The following is a 25,650-nucleotide window of genomic DNA, read 5'->3' as shown; positions in this document are numbered from 1 at the left end:
TCATGCTCGTTGACGTGCTGCTCATCCTGGCGGGTATCGGGCTCCTCACTTTGGGGGGTGAGGCGGTGGTGCGCGGCGCCCTGGCGGCCGCGAAGCGGCTCGGGGTTTCCCCCCTGCTGGCGGGACTGGTGATCGTGGGCTTCGGTACCTCGGCGCCGGAGCTGGTGGTCTCTGTGGACGCTGCGCTCAATCAGCAGCCCGACATCGCCATCGGTAACGTGGTGGGCAGCAATATCGGCAACATCCTGTTGATCCTCGGTTTGTGTGCCCTGATCTCTCCGCTCGCCACGCGGCGTTCCGCCTTGATGCGAGATGGCATGACGGTGATCCTGGCGAGTCTGCTGTTCCTGCTCCTGGTCTGGGGCAGCGCGCTGGCGCGAACCGATGCGGTGATCCTGCTGGGTGGTCTGGCGGTCTATCTTGTTCTCGCCTACCGAACCGAGTCCCGGGCGCATTCACCTGCGGCGCAGGTTCATGCACAGGAGGCCGAGGAGCTTTCCCTCTTGCCCCGTTCCATCCCGGCAGTGGTGATGGCCCTGGTGCTCGGCCTTGTGTGCCTGGTGGTGGGGTCCCGTCTGCTGCTCAGAGGCGCCGTGGATCTCTCAGCGCAGCTGGGTATTCCGGAAGCGGTCATCGGCCTGACGCTGGTGGCGGTGGGCACATCGCTTCCGGAACTCGCGGTCTCGGTGATTGCCGCGATCCGGCGTCATGCGGACGTGGCGGTGGGCAACATCCTCGGCAGCAATATCTTCAATCTGCTGGGCATCCTGGGCGTCTCGGCGCTGCTGCAGCCCCTGCCGGTGCATGCCCGGGTCCTGGCCTTCGATCAATGGGTCATGCTCGCCTCGGCCGGTCTGCTCATGCTATTCCTCTACACGGGCATGCGACTGTCGCGCCTGGAAGGCGGCGTGCTGTTGACGGCCTACATCGCTTACCTGGTGGCCAGTTTCACGGTCTTCGCCTGAATCCGGGGTGCCAGGCTCGGGGCAGGTATGGGCGCCCCAAAGTCTGCTACAGGAGGTCGCCATGTTCATCAGCGTGCTGGACCTGTTCAAGATCGGTATCGGGCCCTCCAGTTCACACACCATGGGGCCCATGGTGGCCGCCGGCGCATTCTCCAGACGCATCCGCGAGCAGCTCGCCGACCAGCCCGGCCTTCAGGGGCTGTCGCTGCGCTGCGTGCTCAAGGGCTCTCTGGCCTACACAGGGCAGGGACACGCCACGGATCGGGCGGTGCTGCTGGGGCGGTTTCATGGTTAAAACCCCCGTGGTGTGGCAGACGAGAACATGGATGACCTAGTGGCGCGTCTGCGCGTGGCCACGGCCGTTCCCATGGGGGGTCGCAAAGACGTGGGTTTCGTGGCCGATCGGACATCGTCTTAGACCGGGGCGAATTGTTGCCGCAGTGTCCCAATGGCCTGCTGTCCGAGTTGCGCGATCACGCATGTAGCGTGGTGCTCGGCGAGCCCTGTTTCTCCATCGGCGGTGGCTTCGTGCATACCATGTCGGAGATCCACCAGACCGTCGCACCCCTGCGCCAGGACTTTCCCTTGGGTATCGATTCCGCCCGCTGCATGCTTGAGATGGACGATGCCAGCGGACTCTCCATCGTCCCCATGCAGCAGGCCGGTCAGGAGATGTCTTCCAAGTTCAAGTAGACATCGCCTGGCGGACTGGCGGTGGGCTTTACTGAGTGCTGGGCATGCGGTTGCGTATCCCGGCTTCAGGAAACAAACCACCAGGCGGCATAGCCGACAATCACCGCCGTGAGCAGGCTCAGCCCGACCCGTGCACCCAGGGCTGTCCCGCCGATGCCCAACGACACACCTGCCTTGATCATCGAGTTGCTGAAGCTGGCGATCAGAATGGCCAGCGCCGCGGTTGAGGTGTTCAGGTCGGTGCCGGCCATGTCGGCCAGCGACAGGGTGATGGCATCCACATCCGAGGCCCCGGAGAAGGCGGCCAGCAGGTAGATACCCAGGTCGCCGAATTGATCCGACAGCGCCCTGGACAGCAGCATGATCAGTACCAGCAACGCCGCGAAGCTCAGCGCAGGCCTGAGTTCGAAGGGGTTCTTCAGGCGGGTCTCGCCACTGGAGGCGCTATCTTCTCCCCGGCGCCAGAATAGCCATGCGGCGGTATAGGTCACCAATGCCATGGCGAGAACGGGGGCCAGCAGTGTCGTTGCCAGCGTCCAGCTGAAGATACCGCTGACCACGAGGATGCGCGGGAACATGGTGGCGCAGGCGACCAGGATGCCTGCCGCCAAGACGTTCTCCTTGTTTTTGGTTTGTTTGGCCAGACGGGAGAAATTGAGTGTGACGGCGGTGGACGAAGCCAGGCCCGCGAACAGCCCGGTGAACAGGATACCCTTGCGTTCGCCGATGATCTTCATGGCGAAATAACCGGCAAAGGAGATGCTCGCGATGATCACCACCATCCACCAGATCCGATACGGATTGAGTGACGACCAGGGGCCGTAGCCTTCGTTCGGCAGCAGGGGCAGGATTACCACGGAGATGAGCAGCAGCTTGAGTGTCGCGAGCAGTTCCCTGCGCTCCAGCCGGGCAACCCAGTCGTGGAGTGTCGGCTTGATGCCCAGCAACAGGGTCGTGACCACCGCGCCGGCGGCCGCAGGGGCAATCAGGTCGAGTGTTGCCATGGCGCCGAAGGCGAATGTGAGCAGACCGGCGATGACACCGGTGATGCCGATATCCGGATCCTCGCGCTGGCTGATGGCATGGGCGGCGACCAGCACAACGGCCACGGCCGTGAAGGCAATGGCCAGCAGGAGATTCCCGAGTTCCTGTGACAACAGGCCCCAGACTCCGCCCAGCAGGCCGATGAGGGCATAGGTGCGTATCCCGGCGACCCGGTGCCCTTCGGCCTGTTCGCGTTCATGCCAGCCACGCTCAAGGCCGATCAGCAACCCCAAGGCCAGCGAGATGGCGAGTGTGTAGAAGGGTGCAAGTTCATCCATTCAGTAATTATTGCATGGGCCTGCCCTTCATGCGGGTGCTGCATTGCGATACGCCGAGGGGCAGGGTGGATCCCGCCCGGCCCCATGAGCATCCGCAATCAGCCCTTGTGCGACACGAACCAGACGTTCATGGGGTCGTGGGGCAGTACGTGGCGCGTGACCCTGTCAAAGCCCGCATCCATGAGCATCGCCTCGGCGGTCTCCCAGCCCCACATGGTGCCCAGCCCCTCGCCGCCCTGTCCCAGCGAGACCGGCGTGCAGTGCACGCAGGAGATGGCGTACAGGAACGCGGCCATGGGGAAGTCCAGGTTGTTCTCCAGCTGCGCCGAGCCGCCGATGTCCTGCATCAGGTAGGTGCCCTGTGAACGCAGCGAGCGGTGCAGGCGCCGGATCAGGTCCGCAGGCGCCTTCTGGTCGTGTACCGCATCAAAGGAGGTCACCAGGTCGTAGCGCGCCTGCTCGTCGAAGTCCGTGAGATCGCGCACCCCGAAGCTCAGGTTGTCCAGTCCCGCATCCCGTGCCGCGCGGGCGGCGTCCTCGATGGCATCGCTGCACAGGTCGTAGCCGGTGAAGCGGCTCTCGGGGAAGTGCCGGGCCAGGGCGATGAGCGCCTCACCCCGGCCGCAGCCGGCGTCCAGCACGGCGATGCCCCGTTCCAGACGTTCCCGCAGGCCGGGGACCAGCGGCAGGATCTGTTCGAACAGCTGCGCCACCACGGTCTGGCCGCTGTCCTCGGCCATCATGTGATGGAAGCAGGGGTAGTCCTCATAGCGGGTGCCATCGCCGCTGCGAAAGCGTTCCAGGATGTGGTCCTGCACCTGGCCCATGAGCGCCACGTGCTGGGCGTAGACCGCCAGGTTGCCGAGCGGCGCATCGCGGGTCAGGCAGGCGCCGTGTTCGCCGGGCAGGGCATAGCGGCGGGTGGCCGGGTCGTAGTCCACGATGCCGCCGGTGACCAGCGCGGCGAGCCATTCGCGCACGTAGCGTTCGGCAAGGCCTGCGCGCCGGGCGATGGTGTGGCTGTCGCTGGGCGGCAGGCTGGCGAGGGCTTCGAACAGCCCGGCGCGATGACCCAGGGAGATCATCACGGCCACGGCGCCGTCGTTGATCAGTTGCGCGATGCGGTCCGCGAAGGCCTGGGCCCGTTCGGGGTCGTAGGCGGTATCGAGTTTCTGGGCTGTCTGGTTCATGGCGCTGTGCTCCTCCGGTATCAGTCTGGCGTGGAGACAGCATGGGCCGGCGAGGCCACCGTGATGAGAGGCGCAATGGACACAAGCGGGCCTTTCCGGCCATATTCCCGTGCATGGAGACCCGCCCAGCACCCGCAACGGTGAACGTGTGCCTGGTGGCGTTGCCCGAGAGCACGCCCACGGCTCTGTATGGCCTCTACGAGGTGCTCGGCGCTGCAGGCCGTGCCTGGCCGGTGTTCACCGGCGAGGCGGTCAGCGCCAGCCCGCTGTCGGTGCGCATTGTCGCCGCGAGCAGGCAGTCGTTTGAGTGCGGCGTGGGCCTTCCTTTGACCCCCCAGGCCAGCTTCGCCGAATGGCCACGCCCGGATGTGGTGATCATCACCGACCTCAACCTCCCGCCCTATGAGGATCCACGTGGCCGTTGGCCAGAGGCCGCGCACTGGATACGCCAGGCCTACGAGGCGGGTGCCACCGTGTGCTCGGTGTGCACCGGCTCCGTGGTGCTGGCCGAGGCGGGTCTGCTGGAAGGTCAGGAGGCGACCAGCCACTGGAGCGCCACCGGCCTGTTCGCCGAGTACTACCCGGCGGTGCAGCTGCGGCCCGAACGCATCCTGTCACCGGCGGGGCCGGATCACCGGCTGGTGACCTGCGGCGGCATGGCCTCCTGGGAGGAACTGGCCCTGTACCTGGTGCGGCGCTACTGCGGCGATGCGGAGGCGGTGCGCATGGCCAAGCTGTTCCTGATCGGCGACCGCAGCGAGGGGCAACTGCCGTTCTCCGCCATGATCCGGCCGCGGCGCCACGAGGACGCGGTGATCGAGCGCTGCCAGACCTGGCTCGCCGAGCATTACGACGAGCCCCACCCGGTGGCGCGCATGGTGGCCCTGTCGGGCCTGACCGAGCGCACCTTCACACGCCGCTTCCGCGCCGCCACCGGCTACGCGCCGGTGGACTACGTGCAGACCCTGCGCATCGAGGAGGCCAAGCAGCTGCTGGAGAGCAGCGACCAGCCCACCGACGACGTGGCCCGGGCGGTGGGCTACGAGGACGCCGCCTTCTTCCGCCGCCTGTTCAAGCGCCGCACCGGCGTGACGCCGTCCCGTTACCGGCAGCGCTTCCGGGACCTGGGGCGGGTCTACGGCATCGAGTAGTACCTTGGTCCAATGGACAGCGCTGATCCCCGGGGGAAATGATGTGCCCCTGGATGCTTGATCTCTCCCCGTTGCAGCTCTGACGGCTTCCCTGATCTGACTTGACCTCCGAGGACCCGGCGCCGTGGGTTTCCCCATTCGTTCCCTGTCTGCCCTGGCTTTGTGCCTGGGTGTTCTGCTCCTACAGTCAGGATGTGGCGGCGGCGGTGGCGATGATGAGCCGCCGCTTCCCAGCGGCGGCTGGGTGACCATCACCTCGCCGACCACCGATCCCAGCTTCACGGACTACTGCAACGAGGCCTACCTGTTCGGCGAGGCCTTCATCAGCCCCGACTGGTCGGCGGTGGGTTTTGATGGCAGTGTGATCACTGGTGTCACGGTCACCTGGTACAACGCGGCCACCGGGCAGAGCGGGCCGGCCACGCAGAGTGCCAGCATCTGCTACATCCTGGGTACGCCCGTGCCCTGCAATCATGTCTGGTGGGCGACGGTGCCCATGGAGGTGGGGTTCAACGAGATCAGGATCACGGCCACGGACCCGGATGGCCGTACCGGCACGGACACCCTCACCATCGATCACCCGGAGCGCAGCTTCAGCCTGTCGGGCACCGTAAAAACGGATGCGGGTATCGGCCTGTCTTTCCGGGAGTCCCAGATTGATCTGATCTTGTCCGACGGCAGCACGACGCGCCGTACCGTGACCTCTCTTGATGGCAGTTATCGCTTCAGCTGCGCGCGCAGCAACATGGGTTACACCATCACCCCGTCCTCGCCGATCCCCTACGACTTCACGCCCGAGGAGCAGACGGTGATTCCCCAGGGTGCCGATGTGAGTGATCTGGATTTCTCCACCCCCGCCTGGTTCCTCTCGGGTCTCGTCCAGCTCGAGTCCGGCGGCGTTCTGTCCGGCATGATGGTGAATGTGAGCGATGCATCCGACACAGATGTCACCCAATTCACGGACAACACCGGCGCCTACCGGCTTGCCCTGCCCAATGGCAGCTACACCGTGCTGGCCAGGGATATATGGAACTACTTCAGCCTCAGTCCGGATGGCTGGACGGGTCCTGTCGTGATCAACGGGGCAGACGTTGCGGATCAGAATTTCCTGGCAACACACCCTTGAGCTGCGGGTACGTGATTCTGGAATGAAGGTTTCAGATATTCCTGCGGCGGCAGTTCACAATTTTATTAATGGGCGCGGAACAGCGCCCTGTTTTCCTGGCAAGAGGAGCCATGCAATGAAGATGAAAAGATCCGCAGTGATGATCGGTGCCCTGCTCGGCACCGCCCTGATGGCCGCGCCCCTGTGGGCCGCGGGTCCCGGTGGCGCGGGGCAGGGCATGGAACAGGCGCGTGACGCCCTGATCCTCGCCCAGGGCCAGGGTGGCGGCATGGGTGGCGGCATGGGCGGCGCAGGTGCCGGCCGTGGTCAGGCCCAGGATGATCCCGCGCGTGTCGAGGAGCGGGTTCGCGAGCAGGTGCGCGAGAACGAGGCCGATAAGGAGCAGGCCGAGCGCGCCCGGGAGCAGATCCGCCAGGAGACCCAGGAGCGTCAGAACGGCGCCGGTCCCCAGGACAACCGGGGCATGGAACAGCAGCGTGAGCGCGTGATGGAGCAGGAGCAGCGTGAACTGGGCCGCGGCTCCGAGCAGGGCCAGGCGGCCCGGGAAGAGCACCGCAGGAAGTGGTGGCGCTTCTGGGATCGCTCCGGCGAGTAAGCCTCGCTCAGAAATCTGATGTTTGCGTGAGAGGGGCGGCGTGGTGACACGCCGCCCCTTTTTCGTGGTGAGACTCAGACCCGGCGCAGTGCCACCGGCACCGGCCGGCACACGGTGTTGCACACCGGCGAGTGGGCCTTGGCGTACTCGATCAGGGCGTCCAGTTCCTCGTCCGGGCAGTCGGCCTTCACGTGCAGGCCGATGCGGATCTCTCGGTAACCGGGCACGACGCCCTCGTCCAGGCCCAGCAGGCCGTGCAGGTCGATGTCGCCCTCCAGCTCCGTGGACAGTTCCCGGATCTCGATGCCCCGGGCCGCGGCGTGCAGTACCAGGGTGGTGGTGACGCAACCGGCCAGGGCGTGCAGCAGGTACTCCACCGGGTTGGCGCCCTCGTTGTGGCCGAGCAGCACCGGCGGCTCGCCGTTGGTGAATTCGAAGGCCTCGGTGCGTGAGCTGTCCTCGGCGCCGGCGCCGTAGAAGTCGCGGATGCTGGAGCGGTTCTCGCCGCCGCTGACCCATCGGTTGCGGGCGCGGAAGCGGAACTGGGCCAGTGCCGGTTGACCCTGGATGGCGGCGATGGTGTCCATCATCTGCTGCTTGTCCAGGCCGTTGATGGTGGTGCGGGTTTGCATGTCCATGACGATCTCCTTCGGGGTTGACTTGTGAATGTCGGGTCCGGGTGGACCACGTCTTCACAGGTGCAACCGCCGTGCCACGGAGCGAAGCTTCGTGTATTCAAAGGCTTGCGACAGATCGGGGCGGATTGAGTGTCACGATATCCCGTGACAGGCGCCGGGAAGGCCCGATTCCCACGGGATCTCGTGACTCAGACCCGGTTCAGTCGGGGCGCCGGATGCCCAGGGACTTCATGCGCGAGGCCAGGGTGTTGGGATGCAGGCCCAGCAGCCGCGCCGCACCGCCCACCCCGGAGAGTTTCCACTGGCAGCTGACCAGGGCGCGCTCGATGTTGCTGCGCTCCATCTGCAGCATCTCGGCGGCGGTGAACACCGCGTCGGGATCGGCCGCGAGGCCGGGGGTGCGGGGCGTGACCTCCGAGCCCGGCAGTGCCCGTACCAGGTTCAGCACGCGTCCGTCCGGGGTGTCGGTGCCGGTGATCCAGGCCCGTTCAATGACGTTCTCCAGTTCCCGTACGTTGCCGGGCCAGGGGTGGGCCTTGAGTCGGGCGCGGTCCGCCGGGGAGAGCGGCGCGAGGGTCGCACCCTCCTGGCGTGCCAGGCGCGTGGCGATGGCCTCGGCGAGCAGCACCACGTCCTCGCCCCGCTCCCGCAGCGGCGGCGCATGCAGGGGAAACACGTTGAGCCGGTAGAGCAGGTCCTCGCGGAAACCGCCCTCGCGCACCATCTGCGTCAGATCCCGGTGGGTGGCGGCGATCACGCGCACGTCCACCCGCACGGTGCGCCCGCTGCCCACCGGCTCGAACTCACCCTCCTGCAGCACCCGCAGGAGCTTGGCCTGCAGGTCCAGGGGCATCTCGCCCACCTCGTCCAGGAACAGGGTGCCGCCGTCGGCCAGCTTGAAGCGTCCGTCCCGGCGCTGGGCGGCACCGGTGAAGGCGCCTTTCTCGTGACCGAAGAATTCGCTCTCCTGCAGCGTGGCGGTGATGGCGGCGCAGTTCACCTTGATGAGCGGTCCCTGACTGCGCCGGCTGTGGCGATGAATGGCCCGGGCGATGAGTTCCTTGCCGGTGCCGGTCTCGCCGGTGATCAGCACCGTGGCCTCGCTGGGGGCGACGCGCCCGATGTCCGCCAGCAGGCGCCGCAGGGCGGCGCTCTCGCCGAGGATCTCCTCGAAGCCGCGCAGGCTGCCCAGCTCCGCGCGCAGGGCGGCGGCCTCGTCGTTGAGCGCGCGCAGCCTGCGGTCCCGGCGCAGGCGGGCCAGTTCCGCGGCCGCCCGGGCGCCGAAGATGCCGAACACCGCCTGGCAGGTGGCATCCGCCTCAAGGGGCCGGCTGTCCAGCACGGCCAGGTTGCCGAGCACCGTGCCGTCCGTATCGCGCAGGGGCATGCCCATGTAGCTCACCGCGTCCTGGCCGGGCAGGTCCGGGTCATCCGGGTAGAGTTCCACCACCCGCTCCGGCACCACCACCAGACGTTGCCCGCTGATCACCGCTTCACAGGGGGTGCCGTGGATGGGGTACTCGTAGTCGGGCACAAATCGGCCCCTGGACCAGAAGGACAGGGCGCGCAGGCGTGATGCTTCCGGGTGCCATTCGGTGACCCAGGCGGATTGCACATTGAGGGCGCCGGCCAGGTGCTGGACCAGGGCGTCGAAGAAGGCCTCGCCGGTCTCGGCGGCGACGCCGTTGGCGATGGCCTGCAGGACAGTGTGATCAACGGGTGCGGACATGGAGATTCACTAGTCCACGATACCGTGCGCGTCAACGTCCGGCAGCGAGTTCCTGCCGCCGTCCGGCGGGTCCGTATGATTTCGATCAATGCCCGGTGATTTCGTCGCGGATGCTGTCCCAGTCGAGCTGGTCGAACGCGAGCACATGACCACCATGGCGGGCCATGAACGACTCCGCGTCGGCCTGGCGCGAGAACGGCGCGGGCGAGTGTCCCATGGCGCCTTGCTGATCGTGTCCCACCACGTAGAGGGCGTCCCGGGCATTCATGTAGGCGTCGTCCGAGGGATGAGCCCACTCGGTGCGCGACAGGTCGTGCACGTGGAGCGCACCGAGGGCAGGGGCAGATTCGGGTTGCCAGGCCCACGCCAGCAGATCATGCACCGAGCAGAAGGTCAGCACGCGTCCGTCGCGCAGGCATGCCTGTCCCTTGGGTCCGGGAAAGTGGACCACGATCATGCCGCACAGGGCGCATTCGTGTTCGTCGCTGAGGGGGATCGGAGGGCAGGCGGTGACCTGGCTGTCCGGTTCGCGTCCGCAGGCGATCAGGCCGAGGCCCGGGAGTCCGGCGAGGAGGATGAGGATCTGGCGTCGCGTGCTCATGGTGACAGGGTCCTGTGTACGGTCATGGAGAAGCTGCGGGGTGTGCCTTCAGGTCCGCCGCGCGGAGAACAGGGCCGCGGCGGCGGCCAGGGGCACGAGGATCCAGGCCACCAGGATCCCGAGCAGCAGCGGCAGGGGATAGTCCTGGTCCTGGAAGACGCTCAGCAGACCGCTGCTGGCCGCGGTCTCCTCGAAGCCGATCAGGTTCACCAGGCGAAAGACATCGGTGGGATTGAGCAGCAGCAGCACCCTGAAGACATCGCCGTCCAGCCTGCCCTGGGTGCCTACCAGCACGCCCAGCAGCGTCAGATCGTAGACCAGCACGAACATGAACCAGGTCAGCAGGGCCAGGCCCGCGGCCCGGGCCTTGTCACGGGTCAGCACGCTCACCAGGTAGGCCAGGGCGAGGAACACCAGACCGAGCAGGATCGCGCTGAGGATGAACAGGGAGAAGGGCCCGGACAGGTTGGCGAAGGTGGCCTGCTCCGCCAGCGTGACGATCAGCACCGCGGCGATGCCGAATCCCAGCAGCGTGGACAGGGCGAGTATGGCGCCGTGGCCCAGGAACTTGCCCGCCAGCAGTCCGGTGCGACTCAGCGGGTAGGTCATGAGCAGCAGCAGGGTGCCCTTTTCCTCTTCGCCCACGATGCTGTCGTAGGCCAGCATCAGCGCGATGAGCGGGATCAGGAAAACGGCCAGGCTTGCCAGGCTGACGATGGTGGTGGAGATGCGTGTGAAACCGACGCCGCCGGAGGCGGCGGCGCCGAACCAGGCGAGCCCCATGGCGAGCAGTGCGAAGGCCAGGGTGATGGCCAGGATCCAGCGGTTGCGCATGCCATCCCGGAATTCCTTGCCGGCGACGATGAAGACCTCACGCATCGACCCTGTCTCCTGCGCGGCCCACGGCGTCGAAATGGGCATAGAGTGCGTCCAGGCTGGGCGGCTCCAGGCTGACATCGCGCAGGCGCTCATCCTCGAGCAGGGTCCTCAGTACCGCGAGCTTTGCGTCTGGCCGGGTACTCAGGTGCAGCCGTCCGTCGCCGTTGCCCACGACCTGTGCGCCCTGTTCCGCAAGCCGTTGGCGCAGGGCGTCGGAGAGCTGGTCGCCGCGTGCCTGGATGCGCAGGGGAAGACCCGCTGCTTCGCGCAGGGCATCGATGCTGCCCAGGGCCAGGAGGCGCCCCTCGCATAGGATGGCGACCCGGTCGATGTGGCGTTCGACGCCGGGGAGCACGTGGGAGCTGAGGATCACGCTGGTGCCCGCGGCACGCAGTTCATCAATCATGCCGTAGACGTCGCGCACCGCCATGGGGTCGAGGCCCACGGTCGGTTCGTCCAGCAACAGCAGTTGCGGTGCGCCGAGCAGCGCCTGGGCAAGACCGAGTCGCTGGCGCATGCCCTTGGAGTAGGTGCGTATCCGGCGCCGTGAAGCCTGGGCAAGACCGACCCGTTCAAGCACCCGGTCCGCCTCCGCGACGGGCACCCGCTTCAGGCGGGAGAAGTAGTGAAGCACCTCGCGTCCGCTGAGGTTGTCATAAAAGCTCACGTTCTCCGGCAGGTAACCGAGCTTGAGGCGCAGGTTGCGGGCGTGACGGCCGCGCGGGTCCTGCCCAAGCACGGCCACGCGTCCGGAACTGGGCGCGAGGATGCCCAGCACCAGTTTCATCAGCGTGGACTTGCCGGCCCCGTTGTGGCCCAGCAGGCCGAGGACCTCGCCCTGCTCCAGGCCAAGGCTCAGACCCTTCAGGGCCTGCACGGCCCCGAAGCGCCGTCCGACCTGCTCCATCTGTACCACGGGACTCATCCCAGCTCCTCCAGTGAACGGGTTGGACGCATCAGGGGGGCGCTGTCCTGGACGCCGGGCGGGCGGAGCACCGGAAAGGCCCGCTGCACCCAGCGTAGCAGTTGCACGGATGGGCTGTTCATGAGCACACGCGCCATGGGGTACATCCACAGCAGTTTGTCCACGGCATCGTTGGGCTCATAGGGCTGATCGCCGATGCCGTCGCCCGTGAGATCCCAGCCCAGGTAGTCACTCCAGTAATTGCCCAGGCCATCATGAGACCAGTCCTGGCGGCGGTTGGCCACGTACATCACCTGGGTGCGGTTGTTGACGAAGCTGTTGCTGTGGATGCGGTTGTTCTCGGATCCCGCGGTCAGATGGATGCCGATCTCGCTGTTGGCGAAGACGTTGTCGCGGATCACGTTGGCATAGGCGTTGTAGATGAAGATCGCTTTGCCTTCGGCACCCAGGGTGACGCCATGGTCGCGGACCTCCGAGCCGGACCATCCGGTGATGCCGTTGACCACGTTGTTCTCGAGCACGGAGTGATTGACGAAGTTCATGAGAAAACCGTAATTGCGGTCCTGCTCGGAACGATTGCCCACGACCTGCAGGTGGTTTGAACTCATCAGTGCATAACCACTGCGGGTGCGGGTGGTGTGATTGTTGATGATCAGGCCATGATGGGAATACATGTAATGGATGCCGTAGCGCAGGTCCGCGAAGCGATTGTTGCGAAACTCCACGTGCCGGCTGGTATCGATGTAGACCCCGTCCCGGGCGAGACGGATCTCGTTGCCGGCCACCAGCCCGTCATCCACGTTGAACAGCCGGATGCCGTCGCCCCGGTCCTGGGAACGCACCGAGGGGTTTCCCTGGATGCGGTTGTTGATGATCTGCGGACCGCGCAAGTGCCACAGCCACAGCCCGAAGGCGACATTCTCCAGGGTGTTGTCTTCCGCATGCAGGTGGTGGGCGCTGCGTTCTGCATGGATGCCCGCATTCATGTGCGTCAGGTTGAAGCCGGAATTGCGCAGGGTCAGTCCTTCGATGCGTACTCGCTCCGCCCGGACCCGGATGACGTCGCCCACGCCCTGGGCATCGATGATGGCCCCGGGCATGCCCTTGAGGGTGAGCGGGCGGTCTATGACGACACCGCCCTGATAGACGCCGGGCTCGAGCAGCAGAACCGCCCCGGGCTCCGCGGCGTCCAGGTGTTTCTGCAAGGGACCCTCCAGTGGACTGATGTGACGGATCTGCGCCCATGCCGTGTAGGGCAGGAGCAACAGCGCAAGCAGGATGCAGATTGCCCAGGTGCGCAGTTCGATCATCGCGTGTCTGCCATCGGGCCGGCTCCCGCACGGGAGCCGGCCCGCAAGGGCTCAGGCCTCGACCATCATGCGACCCGCCATTTCCATGTGCAGCGCGTGGCAGAACCAGCTGCAGTAATACCAGTACACCCCGGGCTTGTCGGCGATGAAGGTGGCCGAGGCGGTCTGGTGCGCGCTGATCTCGAAGTTGACGCCGTAGTTGACCAGGGCGAAACCGTGGCTGAGATCCTCGATGTTGTCGAGATTGGTGACCACCACGGTGACCTCATCGCCCAGCTTGACGCGGAAATGATCCAGGCCGAAGGAGGGCGCGACGGAGGTCATGTAGACGCGGACCTTGTTGCCGTCGCGGATGACCTTGTTGTCCTGCTCCAGATTGACGCCATCCGCCCTGGCCATGGCCACGGTTTCAGCGAAGAACGGGTCGTCCCGCTTCCAGATGGCAATGGGGTTGATCAGGTCACGTCTGACCATGAGCGAGTCATGGGGCTCCGGGTAGGTGGGGCCGTCATGCACCAGTTTCATCTGCGCTCCGGAGATGTCGATGAGCTGGTCGTTCTCCGGACGCAGGGGTCCGGCGGGAATGAAACGATCCTTGGAGAACTTGTTCAGGGACACCAGCCAGCGTCCATCCGCTTCCACCGTCTCGCACATGCTGGCCATGATGTGTCCGACCTGGTAGTGAACGTCCAGCTTCTGGCGGATGTAATTGACCTGCTCGCCCTTGTAGGCCCGTATGGCGTCGTCGATGTTCCATTTCACCACCTGGCTGTCCAGGAACAGGCTGGTGTAGGCATCGCCCCGTCCGTCGAAGGTGGTATGCAGTGGACCCAGGCCCACCTCGGGTTCCGCCACGATGGTATCCCGGGGGTCACTGATCTTGCCGTTGAACCAGTCGTCCACCTTGCTCCACTCCACCACGGATACGGTGGGCGAGAGCTTCCCGGAGACCACCACGTACTTCTTGTCCGGGGTGGCGTTGATGCCGTGCGGACTTCTGGGGATCGGTACGTAGAGTGTGTACTTGGAGCCGCCCTTATCGGCGCCACGCCCGTCCACCACCGGGATCCTGGAGTCACCGATGGTGGTGTAGTCCCCCGCCGCGACGGCCGCCTCGATGGCCGGGATGTTGAAGAACACCGCCCAGTCACGCTCCGAGCCCATCTTCTCCGCCAGGGTCATGCCACGCTCGGAGTTGTAGCAGCTGGCGCCTGCGTACTTGCCCGTGTAGTCGGTGACCAGGTTGTCCATGTTGCCGTCCACCCACAGCTGCCAGCGGATCTCCATGGTTTCCGCGTCGAGGGAACTGAGCAGCGTCCAGTAGTGCTCCGGCTCGTCCATGTGGCGCCCGTCGTTGGGCAGGGGGGCGATCATCTCGCCGGCGGCGAGCAGGTACTCGGTCCTGGGCCAGCGCTGGGGATTGATGCCGTGGATCGCCTGCACGTTGGGGATGTGGGTGATCTTGTCGGTCTTCATCACGTCCAGGCGGATGCGGGCAACCCGGGTGTTCAGCTTGTCATTGGTGAAGGCGAACCTGCCATCGTAGGTGCCGTTGACGTAGCTCAGGTGAACGTGATGGGTGTCGCCGTTGATGAAGTCGCTGCCCAGGACGCGCTTGCTTTCGTTGGTCTGGCCCCAGCCGGTGGCGCTGTCAAAGTTGAACACGGCGATACGCATGATCTCGCGCATGGAAGGCACCCCCAGGATGCGCACCTCGCCGGAGTGTCCGCCGCTCCAGAAGCCGTAGTAGTCGTCCAGTTCGCCAAGCGGCACGGAATAGCCGTTGCTGCCCTGGGCCGCGGCAGTGGGTCGGCTGCCCATGAGCAGGCCGGTGCCGCTTGCGCCTGCCGCGCCCAGGGCTCCGATGGCCGCCGTCGCGCCCAGGAATTGCCGGCGTTGGGGGTTCTCGATAGTGCCTTGATCGTTTTTCTTGGTCATGACGTCATCTCCTCACTTCGGGGTCACGGGCCGGTAGGCGCCTGTGATGTCTTCTGTTCGGCCTGGGTATCCGGGAGGCCGTTGCCCAGTCGTGCAAGGGAAATCGTTGCCGCCTTCTCACGCCGCTTGCGGCGGGCAACCATGGGCGGGCATTTGCGATCGTTCCAGTAGGTGACCTGGCAGTCGAGACAGTAGTGACACTCGTTGGCGTTGATGCGGCCGTCCGGGTGGATGGCCTTGACCTCGCATTCATTGGCGCAGATCTGGCAAGGCGATCCGCACTCCTTGTGACGCTTGAGCCAGTCGAACAGGCGGATGCGCGCGGGGATGGCGAGACCCGCACCCAGCGGACACAGGTAGCGGCAGAAGAATTTGCGGTTCACCACCGAGATGGCGAGCAGGATGCCCGCGTAGAGCACGAAACCCCACTCGCGCTGAAAGCGCATGGTGACCGCGGTCTTGAAGGGCTCCACCTCGGCATAGATCTCCGCGCTCGCCATGGAGTGCAGGGAGATGCCGAACAGGCCGAGCAGTATCAGGTACTTGATGGACCAGAGTCGCTCGTGCACGGCCCAGGGGAGCTCGTACTGCGGCACCCTGAACTTGCGGGACACCTCGTTGATGAGTTCCTGCATGGCGCCGAAGGGGCACAGCCAGCCGCAGTAGACTCCTCGGCCCCAGAGCAGCAGGGTGACGGCCACGAAGCTCCAGAGCATGAACATCATCGGGTCCATGAGGAAGGTGCCCCACTGGAAGTCCGTGAACAGGGCATGGGTGAAGCTGAAGATGTTGACCACGGACAGCTGCGCCAGGGCATACCAGCCGATGAAAACCACCGTGTAGATCAGAAAGCCATGACGGATGTGGTTCAGCAGGCGTGGGCGTCTGGCCAGTACGTCCTGAAACATCAGGATGAAGGTGAGCAGCAGCAGGCCCGCGCTCAGCACGACGATCTGCATCACCCGGTCCTCCCAGACCGAGATCCACAGCGGGCGGTCTTCGTGTGCGAGTTGTGGCGGTGGTTCCGGGTAGTCGAAGAACGCCCTGGGCGGCAGGTATTCGAGGCTGAAGTTGACGAACGCGGAGTCCAGTGCACCCACCTGGCGTCTGACCAGCAGCTCGATCTCCCAGGGCCGTCCCGGGTCGAAACCGTGTTCGGCTCGCACCACGAAGATCTCCCGTTCACCGAAGCGCGGCACGCCGTCCAGCGCCAGGCGCGGGGCGCGGATCAGGTCCGTGTCGCGGAACTGGAAGGCGCGTTCGGCCTGCAGCAGCTGGATGCGGTCGAAGATGCCGCCGCGCACGAAGCCGGAGCCCTTGAACGAGTAAATGCCCTCGGCCATGAGAATGATGGCGTGCTCGCCTTCCGCAAGCCGTTCCATGAGCTGCCGGTGCAGCGCCTCCCCGAGCAGGTTGCGTCCCACCGTGGGCGCGTTGAGGTAGGCGGCGTAGAGATGGATGAAGGTTTCTTCCTCTGCCCCGGGCGGTGCCCGGTCCACGTGCTCGGCCTCCGTGCCCACGAACGCCGCGTCCACTTCACCCCGGGTGAGATGCCGGTGCGCCACCGCCCCGGTGCTCAGCAGGGTCTCCCAGTCCGCTGGCTCGAAGTCCCCGGTGCGCACCCTGGCCGGTTCAGCTGCCCCGGCGCCGGGCGCCACCAGCCCGTGGGCCACGGCCATCATGCGCGCGCCGCGCATGATGGATTCGCCCATCACCACCACCGTGACGGTGGCGCCGGAGACCGCGTCCACGTAGGTATAGCCCTCACGCTGACGCGGTGACAGCCCGACCCGCACCCGGTCACTCACGGTGCGGGTCACGTACTGATTGACGAAGTCCGCCAGGCGCGACTCGGGGATGCCCACCAGCATGATGGGCTCGCTGTGCTCGATGACCCGCACCCCGGTGATCTCGCCCTTCATGTCCAGGCCCACCAGCATGTTGACCGGCAGTCCCGAGTAGGCGGGGATGGGGGTCACGTGCCGGGTCTCGAACAACAGTCCGATCTGCTCGTCGCCCCGGAACACGGGAATGGCGGGCGGGTCGCCGGTAGGGTCACCCAGGCGGTCGGCCTCGGGGAAGAATGGACTGATCTCGCCGTGCGCCGGGGACGCCAGCAATATGCCGATCACCAGGAGCAGCCCTGCCAGGGCGGCGCAGGCAGGCATGCAGACCCTCCGTGCGGGACCTCCCCTCATCAATGGATAACCCCTGATCATCCGGCACACCTCGGGCACTGCCCGGCGTTGACCTGGATCAACCGGGGGCAAATAGGTGTATTTAATCTATAACAATAGATGGGATATGGGGGTTGGCAAGTATGAGCGGCGATTCAATCGGTGACAGCTTCAGGCGAGCGGGCATCCACTGGGCAAGGCGGCTGGTGGACGAATACGCCTTCGCGCTCGACGGGATCCCGGAACTGATACGGGTGCGCTTCTACCAGGGGGTCGGGCAGGACTGGTTCGAGACCGAGCAGAGTCACTACCTGCAGACGCCCGGCATGGCCACCCCGGAGGTGTCGGATATTCAGCGCTATGGCTCGCTCCAGGAGGCCCTGGATGACGTGCTCAAGGGCTTCAGCGAGGGCTATCGGGTGGCTGTGCGGGCCGGCCACCGACCGGACACGAGCTGGCTGCTGCCCAACCGGGACTTTCACTAGCCGGCTTGCCTGTCAGCCTTCGGCAGCCGCGGGCGCGAGCATCGCATACGACCACGCATCGATGATCTCGATCTCCTCAGGCAGCACGCCGTGTCCCATGGGCAGTTCGTGCCAGGTCACGGGGTGGCCGGATTCGACCAGAAGGTCGCGGCCGTGCCTGGCCTCCTGCAGGGGGATGATCGGGTCGTCCCTGCCATGGATCATCAGCACGGGGGTGTGGATGTTTGCCGGGTCGCGTTCATGGATCAGCTCATCGGCAAGCAGCAGTTCCCCGGAGAGCACGACGATGCCGCCCAGCCCGTGGGGATAACGCAGTCCCGCATGCAGGGCCAGGGCGCCGCCCTGGGAGAAGCCACCCAGAATCGTGTGCCGTGAAGCAATGCCCCGTGCCCGCTCACGGTCCAGCAGGCGGTGGATGTGCCGCGTGCTCTCCTCGATGCCCTCGCGGTCCACGGGCGTATCAGCGGGATCTCCGGTGACATCGAACCACGCCCGGGTATGCCGGCCGGCGTTGACCGTGATCGGCCTGAGGGGGGCATTGGGGGCGACGTGATGCAGACCCAGTTCCCAGGATCTGCGCATCCGGCTGATGATGCCGTCCATGTCCGCCGCGTTCACCCCGAGTCCGTGCAGCCAGAGGGTACAGGCCACCACCCGGGGGCGGGTGTAGGCCTCGATCAGGTCATCATCGCGTGGCGTCATGGGATCTCCGGGGATGATTGTGAAGGCGTCTGCTCAACCATAGCGGCCATCGATGCGGGGTCTGATCAGCATGGGCGCATAGATCCAGACGAATCCGCCGAAGGCCACCGCCCACAGGGCCTGGGAGGCGCCGATCCACAGACCATGGTGCGTCGGCAGGCCCAGGGGCAACAGAACCCGGATCACGGCGCCCACCACCAGCACGGCAAACAACCAGCCGAGGATCGGCGGCGGTTCGAACACATTGCGTCCCGTGTGTCCCAGGCTCACGCGGCTCATCATGCTCAGGGTGATCAGGCCGATGCCGCCATAGGCCAGGGCATGGGTGGCAAGAAACGGGTTCAGCGGCATGATCAGGACGGCGGCCTTGAGGCCAAACCCGGCGGCGATCCAGACAAAGGCCAGGTACAGGCTCCAGAGCAGCGGCTTTTTCCAGATCCCGGGCGTGTGCCAGTCGTAGAGGCGCAGCACCTGCAGCAGAAACACCGGCACCGCCAGCCAGGCGGCAGCCTGGCCCCATGACATGAACACCTCGGCGAGGATGAACAGGGCCAGGGAGATGACGATGGCCTGGTCCAGCCAGGCGCGTTCCCTGATCCTGATGTTCTCACCCAGCCCCTTCTCGATGAAGAACGGCACGACCCTGCGTCCCATGACCATGATCAGCAGCACCAGCAGGTACAGGCCCAGGTAGAGGCCCGCCTGGGTGCCCTGGGGCAGTCTGCCCAGGGCGCCCAGATAGAACAGCCCGTTCGCAAGTGCCAGGAACAGTGGGATGGCAACGACCCCGCCCTGGCCCCATTGACGGGCCCTGGCCACCGGGCGCGCGACGGCCAGCACCAGGGCGAGGTTGAAGCCCAGGTCCAGGACCGCCATGACTGCCAGGGCGCCGCCATGGGGGATCAGCCCCAGGACCCGTGCCCCGAGCCAGCACAGCGCCAGCAGGAGCAGCGGCATGCCGTTGAGGGTCTGCACGCCGGTCCAGTTGCGCACTGCCGTGAGCAGAAAACCAGCCACCACGGCGAGACCGTAGCCGAAGATCATCTCGTGGGCGTGCCATGTCATGGGCGACAGGGCCAGCGATGGCGCGGTCCCGCCGCCGTGGTAGAGCCAGGCCCAGAGGAGTGTGGAGACCACCGAGAACGCACCGGCCAGCAGGAAGAAGGGGCGAAAGCCCAGGTGAAGCAGGGAGATGCGGTATTGGCCGGGGGGCTCGATGGTCAGCATGGCGATCTTCCAAGCGTGGGCAGGCCCTGGATCCTGGGCCGGGTTATTAACATGCAGAAAGCATACATCTTTTTGCCCGGCGTCGCCGGATGCCGATCGGGAGATCGAGGGGGCGTGCCCTCTACAGGGTGAAAGTGAAGCCGTCCACCAGCAAGCCGGGCAGGCGCGCGCTGGCCTGGGAACGCCTCTCGTAGGTGGCGTTGTCCAGGATCTGGTGACGCTCGGCGGTGATGGCCTCCAGGCGATCCCCGAGGATGTGAAACAGGCTCTCGTCGAAGCGCATGACGTTGACTGGCGCGACCGCTTGCCCGTGCTCCACCCAGAGGCAGGCGAAGCGCGTCATGCCGGTGATACGGCAATGGTTGCGGTCGGAGTAATTGCAGTACCAGAGGTCGCTGATGTAGACGCCCGTGCCGAGCGCCGAGAGCACCTGATCCTCGGGCAACGCCCCGCCCGCCATCTCCAGCGACTCAGGCGCCTCCCGGGTGCAGTTCACCGCTTCCCCGTACTCACGGGCGCTGCGGGCGTCGGCCAGGCACTCCCCGTAGCGCCCCCGGGTGATGAGTTCCACCCGATCGGGCTTGACGAACCCCTCGGGGGTGAATCGGGGTGCGAGTCCGTCCCCGTGGTGCTCCCGGAGGCTGACCCGTGGATCCAGTTCGAGGCCCTCCCGCACCATGCGGATCAGCGGGGTCTGGCGGGTGCGGTGACTCTTGAGCCCGAAGCCGCCCCAGCCCAGCAGGGCCATGAGTTCGTGCACCGCCGAGGGAGCCAGGTAGACGCGGTAGCGCCCCGGGGAGAGCCGCTTGGGCGCGCGGCCCAGCAGCGCGAGGGTGTCGCGGGCCTCGGCCAGCAGCCGGGCGATGGCGTCGGGGTCATGGGCGCGACCGGCATGGTGCTGCTTCACCGCCACATCGGCGCCGCCGTGCACGCTCCAGTCGGCGTTGAAGCTCCAGTCGCTGTGCCAGTTGTACTGGCCCAGGGAATTGGCAAAGCCGCGCACCATGCGCCCGCTGGCCCAGAGCCCGGCGAGGTCCAGGCCCCGGGCTGCCTCCAGCCAGTGCGCCACGGCGTCACCCGGCGGTGGCAGTCGGTGCTCGCCCTCGTGCCGGGTGTCCTGGCGCACGGTGGCGTAATGGAGGTGGGGGTCCTCGGGCAGATGCCCGAGGTACGCACGCAGATCACCGAGGCTGTCGATGAGCTGCGCGGCGTCCGTCTCCGGGTGCCCGGTAAGGGCGAGTGTGGCGCTCGCGGTGCGGCCACGGCTGATCAGTGTCAGTGCCAGGGACTGCTGGCGCACATGTCCCGCCTGGCGAATCTGCGCCCGGCTGATGCGCACAAAGTCGCTGTCCTCCGCCGCCAGGTTGAGGAGCAGCACCTCGTCGTCCCGCAGTCCCGCGAAGGCCCCGCGTCGCCAGGGTGCGGAAATGCTCCTCCGGATCAGTCGCCACCGAACACCTCCACGTTGTGAAACAGGCAGGGTGGCGATGCATGGCCCACGTGGATCATCTGGTTGGGTTCGCCCTTGCCGCAGGAGGGCGTGCCCCAGGCCTCCACGCCGTCGGCCGCGCCCACCCCGGCGAGCTTGCGCCAGAACTCCGAAGAGATGCCCCGGTAGCAGGGGTTGCGGACCACCTCCTGCAACGCGCCGTCACGGATGATGCGCCCCAGTTCGCAGCCGAACTGGAACTTGTTGCGCCGGTCGTCGATGGACCAGGATCGGTTGGTGTCCATGAGCACGCCGAACTCCACCGAGGCGATCAGGTCCTCCAGGCGGGATGACCCCGGCTCCAGGTTCAGGTTGGCCATGCGATCGATGGGCGGACGGTTCCAGGCGCAGGCCCGCGCGGTGGCGACCCCGGGCAGGCCCGCCCGCGCCGAGGAGAGCGCCCCGCCCAAGGGGCGCTCCAGGATGCCGTTGCGGATCAGGTATTCGCGCCTGGCGGGCGTGCCCTCGTCATCGTATCCGTAGCCGGCCAGCTCGCCGGGCAGGGCCGGATCGAAGGTGACATTGAGCAGTGCCGAACCGTAGCGGTAATGACCGAACATATCGGGCGTGACGAAACTTCCACCCGCATAGTTGCGTTCGTCACCGAGGATCCGGTCCAGCTCCAGGGGGTGGCCGATGCTTTCGTGGATCTGCAGCATCATCTGGCTGGGCATGAGCAGGATCGAGGCGACGGCCTCGGGACACTCGGGGGCATCCAGCAGGGTGAGCGCCTCGTTGGCCGTGCGGGAGGCGTCTTCATGGAAGTGAAAGCGATCCAGCAGCTCCAGGCCGCCCTGGCCCCCCGATCCCCAGCCACCGCCGGTGCGCACCTGGGTCTGGGCGCCGCGGTTCGCCGCGACCGCATAGCCCGGCAAGAGGATGTGCTGGTGCTGAACGATCTCGACCCCGTCACTGGTCAGGAAATGCAGCGCCAGATGCCGACGGGTCAGCTGCACCTGCCGGTCGACGATGGCCTCGTGGATGGCCAGTGCCCGATCGATATGGCCAAGGCGCTCCAGCTTCTCCTGCAGCGGCCACTCATCCCAGGGGATCTCCACGGGACTCGAGTAGGTACCCGAGCGCTCGGGCCGGGGAACGCAGCCGGTGTCGAAGAGCGGGTGATGGCGGCTGTTCTCCAGCCAGGCCATGGCCTGCTCGCAGGCGGCGCGCAGGCCGGCGGGGGTGAGATCGCTGGTGGCCCCATAGGCGAGGCCGCCCCGGTCCATGAGCGTGATATGAGCGCCGCGGTCCAGGGATCGGACGGGAGGCTCCACCACGCCGGTGCGCAGGCGCAGGGTCTCAGTCTCTTCCTGAACCAGGCGCAGGGACCAGAACTCCACCGCAGGCACCACGGACCGGAACTGCTCGAGAACCCGTTGGAAGTGCATTGGGAGGCTGCCCCGTCGGTTAGCTGCTGCGCGTCCGAGGGATTGTAGTCCCGGGACCCGCCGGGATCATCCGTTGAGATCTGCGGGTACTGTCGATGGATTCAACATGCAGCTTGATTCATGGAAACAGGCGCGACAGCCAAGTTCCCGCCAGTATGCAAGGCAACGCAAGTCAGACGATTCATAGGGCGGGCCATGCCCGCCGCCCTGGACGTGGTCGGGTTCCGGTGTGCTGCCCAAGGGGCGCCTGGGGCGCCCCTTGGGCTTCGCGCGCAGCGTGATGCTGGCGCGTTCGCTCAGGCCGCCAGCATCTGCTCCAGCGCGGCCTGATCGGGGCCGACGAAGGGCGGGGCATCCGGGGCGTCCGCCAGATTGCCCAGCAGGGTGGCGGTCATGTTGCTGGCCGGCGGCAGGTGGCTGCTGAGGATGCGTTTCGGCTGCAGGTCGGCGACGGCCTGGAGGCTCTCCCGGAAACGGCCCCGATCAACCCGGTGCAGCCACGGGGCATCCACCGTGGCCCAGCCGATCATGCCGGCGCGCAGCAGCTCCGGCGCCACGTCCGCCGCACCCGCCGCCGGCGCCGGCAAAAGGGCGCCGAAGCAGTCGGCGCTGAACAGCGCGCCCGTGGACGGATCGAACAGGCCCGTGGATTCCGGCGCGTCGAACACGGGCGGCGCCACGGCCAGCAGTCTGCGCTCGCCCACATCCAGGGACTGACCGGGGTTGAGCAGGTGGACCCGATCCACCGGCAGCCCCAGCAGGCCCAGCTTGCCCATGCCGAGGAAGGTGGTAACGACCCTGGCTCGGGGTGCGCGTTGCAGCACTGCGGCCAGATTGCCCACATGGTCCGGGTCCGGGTGGGTCAGCCAGATCCACTCGAGCCGCGCCGGATCGATGGCCCTCTCCAGGGCCTGGATAAACGCGTCTCCAAGTACTGCGGGGCCTGTGTCCACCAGCACCGGTCGGGTGGCGCGGATCACGAAGGCATTGACGGCCAGCACGCCGTAGCCCGGCACGGGCAGCCACGTGCCGAGGGCGTCCACGTCCGGGGTGACAGGGGTCTGGGTGATCATGGGTTGTGCGGTCATCGGGATGTTCCTCCGCGGCGTGTTAAGGAGGTGAAGGCGAGGGGTCTGGCGTCTGCTCGCGAGGCCTATTTCAGTAAACAGTATTGTTCACATAAGGGGAGGCTAGTCCCGATCTTGAGGCTTGTCAAATTTTCGATGAACATCTATGATCACTGATATGGGAACTCGCAGATACACACTCCGAAAGCGGGCCGAGGCGCAGGAGGACACGCGGGCGCGCATCGTCGATGCCATGATCGAGGTGCACCGGGACCTGGGGCCGCGCAACGCCACCGTCAGCGCCATCGCTGAACGGGCGGGCGTTCAGCGTCTGACCGTGTACCGCCATTATCCGGACGATGCGAGCCTGTTCGAGGCCTGCACGTCCACCTGGCTGCAGCGCAATCCACCGCCAGATGCGGCTGAATTCGAAGGGGTGTCCGATCCCGTGGCGCGCACACGGCAGGGTCTCGAGGCCTTGTATGCCTATTACGCAAGGACGCAGCGGATGTGGGCTGTCTCCTACCGCGACGTCGGGGAGGTTCCGGCGCTGCAGGGGCCCATGGCCGGATTCGAGACCTGGCTGGATGCCTATCTTCAGGCCTTGCTGCGCGGCTGGCGGCTGCGTGGCCGCCGTCGTGAGCGCCTGGCCGATACCCTGGCGCTGGCGCTGCGTTTCCACACCTGGCAGACACTGGACACACGGGGCCTCGACGACGCGGCCAAGGCCGCACTGGTGATGGAGTGGCTTGCGGGCGTCGCGGGCGGAAGGCCGGCGCAATGACCGAGCGCATCGCTCTGAAGCGTATCTACGCCGCTCCGGGGGCTGACAATGGACTGCGTGTGCTCGTGGATCGGATCTGGCCGCGCGGTGTGCGCAAGGCGGATGCAAAGGTGGATCTGTGGCTTCGCGAGATCGCACCGTCCCATGAACTGCGCCGCTGGTTCGCTCACGAGCCCGCCCGGTGGGAGGCATTCCGTGCCCGCTACCGGGACGAGATCGCCAGGGTGCCCGAGGCCGTCGAGACGCTGCTGGCGCACTGCCGCGCGGGCACGGTGACCCTGCTGTTCGCGGCGCGGGATGGCGAGCACAACAACGCGGTGGTGTTGCGGGAGGTGCTGCTGGAGGAACTGGCCGAGGAGGCGCGGGCCAACGAGCCGGCCTCGCCGGTGTGTTACCGGGGTGATGATGCGTGAGCTGAGCTGCCCCCTGTGTACCGCGATCGCCCCCTGGTACACGGCAGACCAGTACCGGGACTTCTTCCGCTGCCCGGCCTGCGACCTGCTGTTCGTCGACCCGGTAACCCATCCATCCCCGGATGAAGAACGGGCCATCTACGACCTGCACGAGAACGATCCCGACGATCCCGGTTACCGGCGTTTCCTGTCACGCCTGACCGGTCCGCTGATCGAGCGCCTGGAGCCCGGCATGTCCGGGCTCGACTTCGGCTGCGGTCCGGGGCCTGCGCTGTCGATGATGCTGGTCGAGTCGGGTTTCGAGGTGGCGCTCTACGATCCCCTGTATGCCCCCGATGCGCGTGTGCTGGAACGCCGCTACGACTTCGTCACCTGCACCGAGGTGGTGGAGCATTTCCATGAGCCCGCCCGTGACTGGCCGCGGCTGGTGCAGCTGCTGCGCCCGGGCGGCTGGCTGGCGGTGATGACCCGTATGCGGGTGTCTTTAGAGAAGTTCCCCGGCTGGCAATACAAGAACGACCCCACCCATGTGTGTTTCTACAGTCCGGCGGTGATCCAGTGGCTCGCGCGCCGGCTGGGGCTCGAACTGCATCTGCACGCGGGGGACGTGGTGCTGTTTCGGCGTCCTGTTTCGAAGTGAGTGTCGATGCGCTGAAAAGCGATCCTCTCACGGGGACGCGGAGCCACGGAGTTTGAGTGCTCAAGCATTCCCCGTGTCTCTGTGGCTCCGTGAGAGGATGAGGATTTGGTTGCTTCGATGTGCGAATAAACCCCGTTCTCTCGCGGAGGCGCAGAGGCGCTGAGAAATGATCAGAGATGAAAAAATTCCGTGACCCCATGTTCCCGTGAGAGGACG

General features: G+C 66.3%; 25 protein-coding genes. 10 read left to right on the top strand and 15 right to left on the bottom strand.

Annotation, left to right across the window (positions count from 1 at the left end):
• The first annotated feature begins 2 nt into the window (after nt 1-2).
• The 3 genes from TGR7_RS12945 (at nt 3) to TGR7_RS17925 (ending at nt 1,658) form a co-directional block, all read left to right on the top strand.
• A complete protein-coding gene (locus TGR7_RS12945; protein WP_012639127.1) occupies nt 3-965 on the top strand; it encodes a calcium/sodium antiporter in 963 nt (320 codons plus the stop codon).
• 61 nt (nt 966-1,026) lie between these two features.
• A complete protein-coding gene (locus tag TGR7_RS17930; RefSeq protein WP_081434296.1) occupies nt 1,027-1,260 on the top strand; it encodes a serine dehydratase beta chain in 234 nt (77 codons plus the stop codon).
• Nucleotides 1,261-1,397: 137 nt separating this feature from the next.
• A complete protein-coding gene (locus TGR7_RS17925) occupies nt 1,398-1,658 on the top strand; it encodes a hypothetical protein (RefSeq protein WP_281054568.1) in 261 nt (86 codons plus the stop codon).
• A 65-nt stretch (nt 1,659-1,723) separates the two neighbouring features.
• Here the strand turns inward: TGR7_RS17925 and TGR7_RS12935 are convergent, their stop codons facing one another.
• A complete protein-coding gene (locus tag TGR7_RS12935) occupies nt 1,724-2,980 on the bottom strand; it encodes an MgtC/SapB family protein (RefSeq protein WP_012639126.1) in 1,257 nt (418 codons plus the stop codon).
• Nucleotides 2,981-3,078: 98 nt separating this feature from the next.
• Nucleotides 3,079-4,170, bottom strand: a complete 1,092-nt coding sequence (locus TGR7_RS12930; protein ID WP_012639125.1) for a class I SAM-dependent methyltransferase — start codon at nt 4,168-4,170, stop codon at nt 3,079-3,081.
• A gap of 113 nt (nt 4,171-4,283) precedes the next feature.
• Here TGR7_RS12930 and TGR7_RS12925 point away from each other — a divergent pair, with 113 nt between their 5' ends.
• From TGR7_RS12925 to TGR7_RS12915, 3 genes are all read left to right on the top strand, one after another.
• The gene (locus tag TGR7_RS12925) at nt 4,284-5,321 is read left to right on the top strand and encodes a GlxA family transcriptional regulator (protein ID WP_012639124.1); all 1,038 of its coding nucleotides are present in this window, start codon (nt 4,284-4,286) and stop codon (nt 5,319-5,321) included.
• Between the two features lie 124 nt (nt 5,322-5,445).
• Nucleotides 5,446-6,447: a carboxypeptidase-like regulatory domain-containing protein gene (locus tag TGR7_RS12920; protein WP_012639123.1), complete on the top strand. Its 1,002-nt coding sequence runs from the start codon at nt 5,446-5,448 to the stop codon at nt 6,445-6,447.
• A 121-nt stretch (nt 6,448-6,568) separates the two neighbouring features.
• Nucleotides 6,569-7,042 carry a cyclic nucleotide gated channel beta gene (locus TGR7_RS12915; RefSeq protein WP_245522985.1) on the top strand — a complete coding sequence of 158 codons (474 nt, stop codon included), beginning with the start codon at nt 6,569-6,571 and terminating at the stop codon, nt 7,040-7,042.
• 74 nt (nt 7,043-7,116) lie between these two features.
• On the opposite strand, the gene TGR7_RS12910 is transcribed toward TGR7_RS12915, so the two are convergent.
• The 8 genes from TGR7_RS12910 to nosR all read right to left on the bottom strand — a co-directional run bounded on the left by TGR7_RS12910 (nt 7,117) and on the right by nosR (nt 17,230).
• Entirely contained in the window at nt 7,117-7,674 is a 558-nt protein-coding gene (locus TGR7_RS12910; protein ID WP_041443077.1) for an OsmC family protein, read from the bottom strand.
• A gap of 205 nt (nt 7,675-7,879) precedes the next feature.
• Nucleotides 7,880-9,409, bottom strand: coding sequence for a sigma-54-dependent Fis family transcriptional regulator (locus TGR7_RS17920; RefSeq protein ID WP_012639120.1), 1,530 nt, complete (start codon nt 9,407-9,409; stop codon nt 7,880-7,882).
• Between the two features lie 85 nt (nt 9,410-9,494).
• Nucleotides 9,495-10,010, bottom strand: coding sequence for a nitrous oxide reductase accessory protein NosL (locus TGR7_RS12900; RefSeq protein ID WP_012639119.1), 516 nt, complete (start codon nt 10,008-10,010; stop codon nt 9,495-9,497).
• Nucleotides 10,011-10,058: 48 nt separating this feature from the next.
• On the bottom strand, nt 10,059-10,889 hold the full coding sequence (locus TGR7_RS12895; protein WP_012639118.1) for an ABC transporter permease: 831 nt from the start codon (nt 10,887-10,889) through the stop codon (nt 10,059-10,061).
• Nucleotides 10,882-11,814 (bottom strand): ABC transporter ATP-binding protein, encoded by a 933-nt coding sequence (locus tag TGR7_RS12890; protein WP_012639117.1) that lies wholly within the window; start codon nt 11,812-11,814, stop codon nt 10,882-10,884. Before TGR7_RS12890 ends, TGR7_RS12895 begins: the two co-directional genes overlap by 8 nt.
• Entirely contained in the window at nt 11,811-13,124 is a 1,314-nt protein-coding gene (locus TGR7_RS12885; protein ID WP_012639116.1) for a nitrous oxide reductase family maturation protein NosD, read from the bottom strand. The genes TGR7_RS12890 and TGR7_RS12885 overlap by 4 nt, the downstream gene beginning before the upstream one ends.
• Nucleotides 13,125-13,175: 51 nt before the next feature.
• Nucleotides 13,176-15,062 (bottom strand): TAT-dependent nitrous-oxide reductase, encoded by a 1,887-nt coding sequence (nosZ, locus tag TGR7_RS12880; protein ID WP_012639115.1) that lies wholly within the window; start codon nt 15,060-15,062, stop codon nt 13,176-13,178.
• A gap of 23 nt (nt 15,063-15,085) precedes the next feature.
• The gene (gene nosR / locus TGR7_RS12875) at nt 15,086-17,230 is read right to left on the bottom strand and encodes a transcriptional regulator NosR (RefSeq protein ID WP_012639114.1); all 2,145 of its coding nucleotides are present in this window, start codon (nt 17,228-17,230) and stop codon (nt 15,086-15,088) included.
• Nucleotides 17,231-17,382: 152 nt separating this feature from the next.
• Here nosR and TGR7_RS12870 point away from each other — a divergent pair, with 152 nt between their 5' ends.
• Nucleotides 17,383-17,724 carry a hypothetical protein gene (locus TGR7_RS12870; protein ID WP_012639113.1) on the top strand — a complete coding sequence of 114 codons (342 nt, stop codon included), beginning with the start codon at nt 17,383-17,385 and terminating at the stop codon, nt 17,722-17,724.
• Nucleotides 17,725-17,736: 12 nt separating this feature from the next.
• On the opposite strand, the gene TGR7_RS12865 is transcribed toward TGR7_RS12870, so the two are convergent.
• The 5 genes from TGR7_RS12865 to TGR7_RS12845 all read right to left on the bottom strand — a co-directional run bounded on the left by TGR7_RS12865 (nt 17,737) and on the right by TGR7_RS12845 (nt 23,618).
• A complete protein-coding gene (locus TGR7_RS12865) occupies nt 17,737-18,426 on the bottom strand; it encodes an alpha/beta hydrolase (RefSeq protein ID WP_012639112.1) in 690 nt (229 codons plus the stop codon).
• A gap of 33 nt (nt 18,427-18,459) precedes the next feature.
• Complete coding sequence (locus TGR7_RS12860) at nt 18,460-19,653, bottom strand: NnrS family protein (protein ID WP_012639111.1); 1,194 nt, start codon at nt 19,651-19,653, stop codon at nt 18,460-18,462.
• Between the two features lie 121 nt (nt 19,654-19,774).
• Nucleotides 19,775-21,031, bottom strand: coding sequence for a metallopeptidase TldD-related protein (locus TGR7_RS12855; RefSeq protein WP_012639110.1), 1,257 nt, complete (start codon nt 21,029-21,031; stop codon nt 19,775-19,777).
• 62 nt (nt 21,032-21,093) lie between these two features.
• Nucleotides 21,094-22,530 (bottom strand): TldD/PmbA family protein, encoded by a 1,437-nt coding sequence (locus tag TGR7_RS12850; RefSeq protein ID WP_012639109.1) that lies wholly within the window; start codon nt 22,528-22,530, stop codon nt 21,094-21,096.
• A 296-nt stretch (nt 22,531-22,826) separates the two neighbouring features.
• On the bottom strand, nt 22,827-23,618 hold the full coding sequence (locus TGR7_RS12845) for an oxygen-binding di-iron domain-containing protein (protein WP_012639108.1): 792 nt from the start codon (nt 23,616-23,618) through the stop codon (nt 22,827-22,829).
• Nucleotides 23,619-23,775: 157 nt separating this feature from the next.
• Between TGR7_RS12845 and TGR7_RS12840 the strand changes: the two genes are divergently transcribed.
• Genes TGR7_RS12840 through TGR7_RS12830 form a run of 3 tightly spaced genes read left to right on the top strand, consistent with a single transcriptional unit; the run spans nt 23,776 to nt 25,434 of the window.
• Nucleotides 23,776-24,381, top strand: a complete 606-nt coding sequence (locus TGR7_RS12840; RefSeq protein WP_245522984.1) for a TetR/AcrR family transcriptional regulator — start codon at nt 23,776-23,778, stop codon at nt 24,379-24,381.
• Nucleotides 24,378-24,794, top strand: coding sequence for a DUF488 domain-containing protein (locus tag TGR7_RS12835; protein WP_012639106.1), 417 nt, complete (start codon nt 24,378-24,380; stop codon nt 24,792-24,794). The genes TGR7_RS12840 and TGR7_RS12835 overlap by 4 nt, the downstream gene beginning before the upstream one ends.
• Nucleotides 24,784-25,434 (top strand): class I SAM-dependent methyltransferase, encoded by a 651-nt coding sequence (locus tag TGR7_RS12830; RefSeq protein ID WP_245522983.1) that lies wholly within the window; start codon nt 24,784-24,786, stop codon nt 25,432-25,434. Before TGR7_RS12835 ends, TGR7_RS12830 begins: the two co-directional genes overlap by 11 nt.
• The last annotated feature ends 216 nt before the right edge of the window (nt 25,435-25,650 follow it).

Source organism: Thioalkalivibrio sulfidiphilus HL-EbGr7 (assembly GCF_000021985.1).
In the GTDB taxonomy this organism is placed as follows: domain Bacteria; phylum Pseudomonadota; class Gammaproteobacteria; order Ectothiorhodospirales; family Ectothiorhodospiraceae; genus Thioalkalivibrio_A; species Thioalkalivibrio_A sulfidiphilus.
The sequence above is the reverse complement of the archived record's forward strand: the minus strand, read 5'-3'. Positions and strand labels throughout refer to the sequence as shown.

Coding starts and splice junctions, on each gene's coding strand:
- TGR7_RS12945 (WP_012639127.1), top strand. CDS start 3: ATGCTCGTTGACGTGCTGCTCATCCTGGCGGGTATCGGGCTCCTCACT.
- TGR7_RS17930 (WP_081434296.1), top strand. CDS start 1,027: ATGTTCATCAGCGTGCTGGACCTGTTCAAGATCGGTATCGGGCCCTCC.
- TGR7_RS12935 (WP_012639126.1), bottom strand. CDS start 2,980: ATGGATGAACTTGCACCCTTCTACACACTCGCCATCTCGCTGGCCTTG.
- TGR7_RS12930 (WP_012639125.1), bottom strand. CDS start 4,170: ATGAACCAGACAGCCCAGAAACTCGATACCGCCTACGACCCCGAACGG.
- TGR7_RS12925 (WP_012639124.1), top strand. CDS start 4,284: ATGGAGACCCGCCCAGCACCCGCAACGGTGAACGTGTGCCTGGTGGCG.
- TGR7_RS12915 (WP_245522985.1), top strand. CDS start 6,569: ATGAAAAGATCCGCAGTGATGATCGGTGCCCTGCTCGGCACCGCCCTG.
- TGR7_RS12910 (WP_041443077.1), bottom strand. CDS start 7,674: ATGCAAACCCGCACCACCATCAACGGCCTGGACAAGCAGCAGATGATG.
- TGR7_RS17920 (WP_012639120.1), bottom strand. CDS start 9,409: ATGTCCGCACCCGTTGATCACACTGTCCTGCAGGCCATCGCCAACGGC.
- TGR7_RS12900 (WP_012639119.1), bottom strand. CDS start 10,010: ATGAGCACGCGACGCCAGATCCTCATCCTCCTCGCCGGACTCCCGGGC.
- TGR7_RS12895 (WP_012639118.1), bottom strand. CDS start 10,889: ATGCGTGAGGTCTTCATCGTCGCCGGCAAGGAATTCCGGGATGGCATG.
- TGR7_RS12890 (WP_012639117.1), bottom strand. CDS start 11,814: ATGAGTCCCGTGGTACAGATGGAGCAGGTCGGACGGCGCTTCGGGGCC.
- TGR7_RS12885 (WP_012639116.1), bottom strand. CDS start 13,124: ATGATCGAACTGCGCACCTGGGCAATCTGCATCCTGCTTGCGCTGTTG.
- nosZ (WP_012639115.1), bottom strand. CDS start 15,062: ATGACCAAGAAAAACGATCAAGGCACTATCGAGAACCCCCAACGCCGG.
- nosR (WP_012639114.1), bottom strand. CDS start 17,230: ATGCCTGCCTGCGCCGCCCTGGCAGGGCTGCTCCTGGTGATCGGCATA.
- TGR7_RS12870 (WP_012639113.1), top strand. CDS start 17,383: ATGAGCGGCGATTCAATCGGTGACAGCTTCAGGCGAGCGGGCATCCAC.
- TGR7_RS12865 (WP_012639112.1), bottom strand. CDS start 18,426: ATGACGCCACGCGATGATGACCTGATCGAGGCCTACACCCGCCCCCGG.
- TGR7_RS12860 (WP_012639111.1), bottom strand. CDS start 19,653: ATGCTGACCATCGAGCCCCCCGGCCAATACCGCATCTCCCTGCTTCAC.
- TGR7_RS12850 (WP_012639109.1), bottom strand. CDS start 22,530: ATGCACTTCCAACGGGTTCTCGAGCAGTTCCGGTCCGTGGTGCCTGCG.
- TGR7_RS12845 (WP_012639108.1), bottom strand. CDS start 23,618: ATGACCGCACAACCCATGATCACCCAGACCCCTGTCACCCCGGACGTG.
- TGR7_RS12840 (WP_245522984.1), top strand. CDS start 23,776: ATGGGAACTCGCAGATACACACTCCGAAAGCGGGCCGAGGCGCAGGAG.
- TGR7_RS12835 (WP_012639106.1), top strand. CDS start 24,378: ATGACCGAGCGCATCGCTCTGAAGCGTATCTACGCCGCTCCGGGGGCT.
- TGR7_RS12830 (WP_245522983.1), top strand. CDS start 24,784: ATGATGCGTGAGCTGAGCTGCCCCCTGTGTACCGCGATCGCCCCCTGG.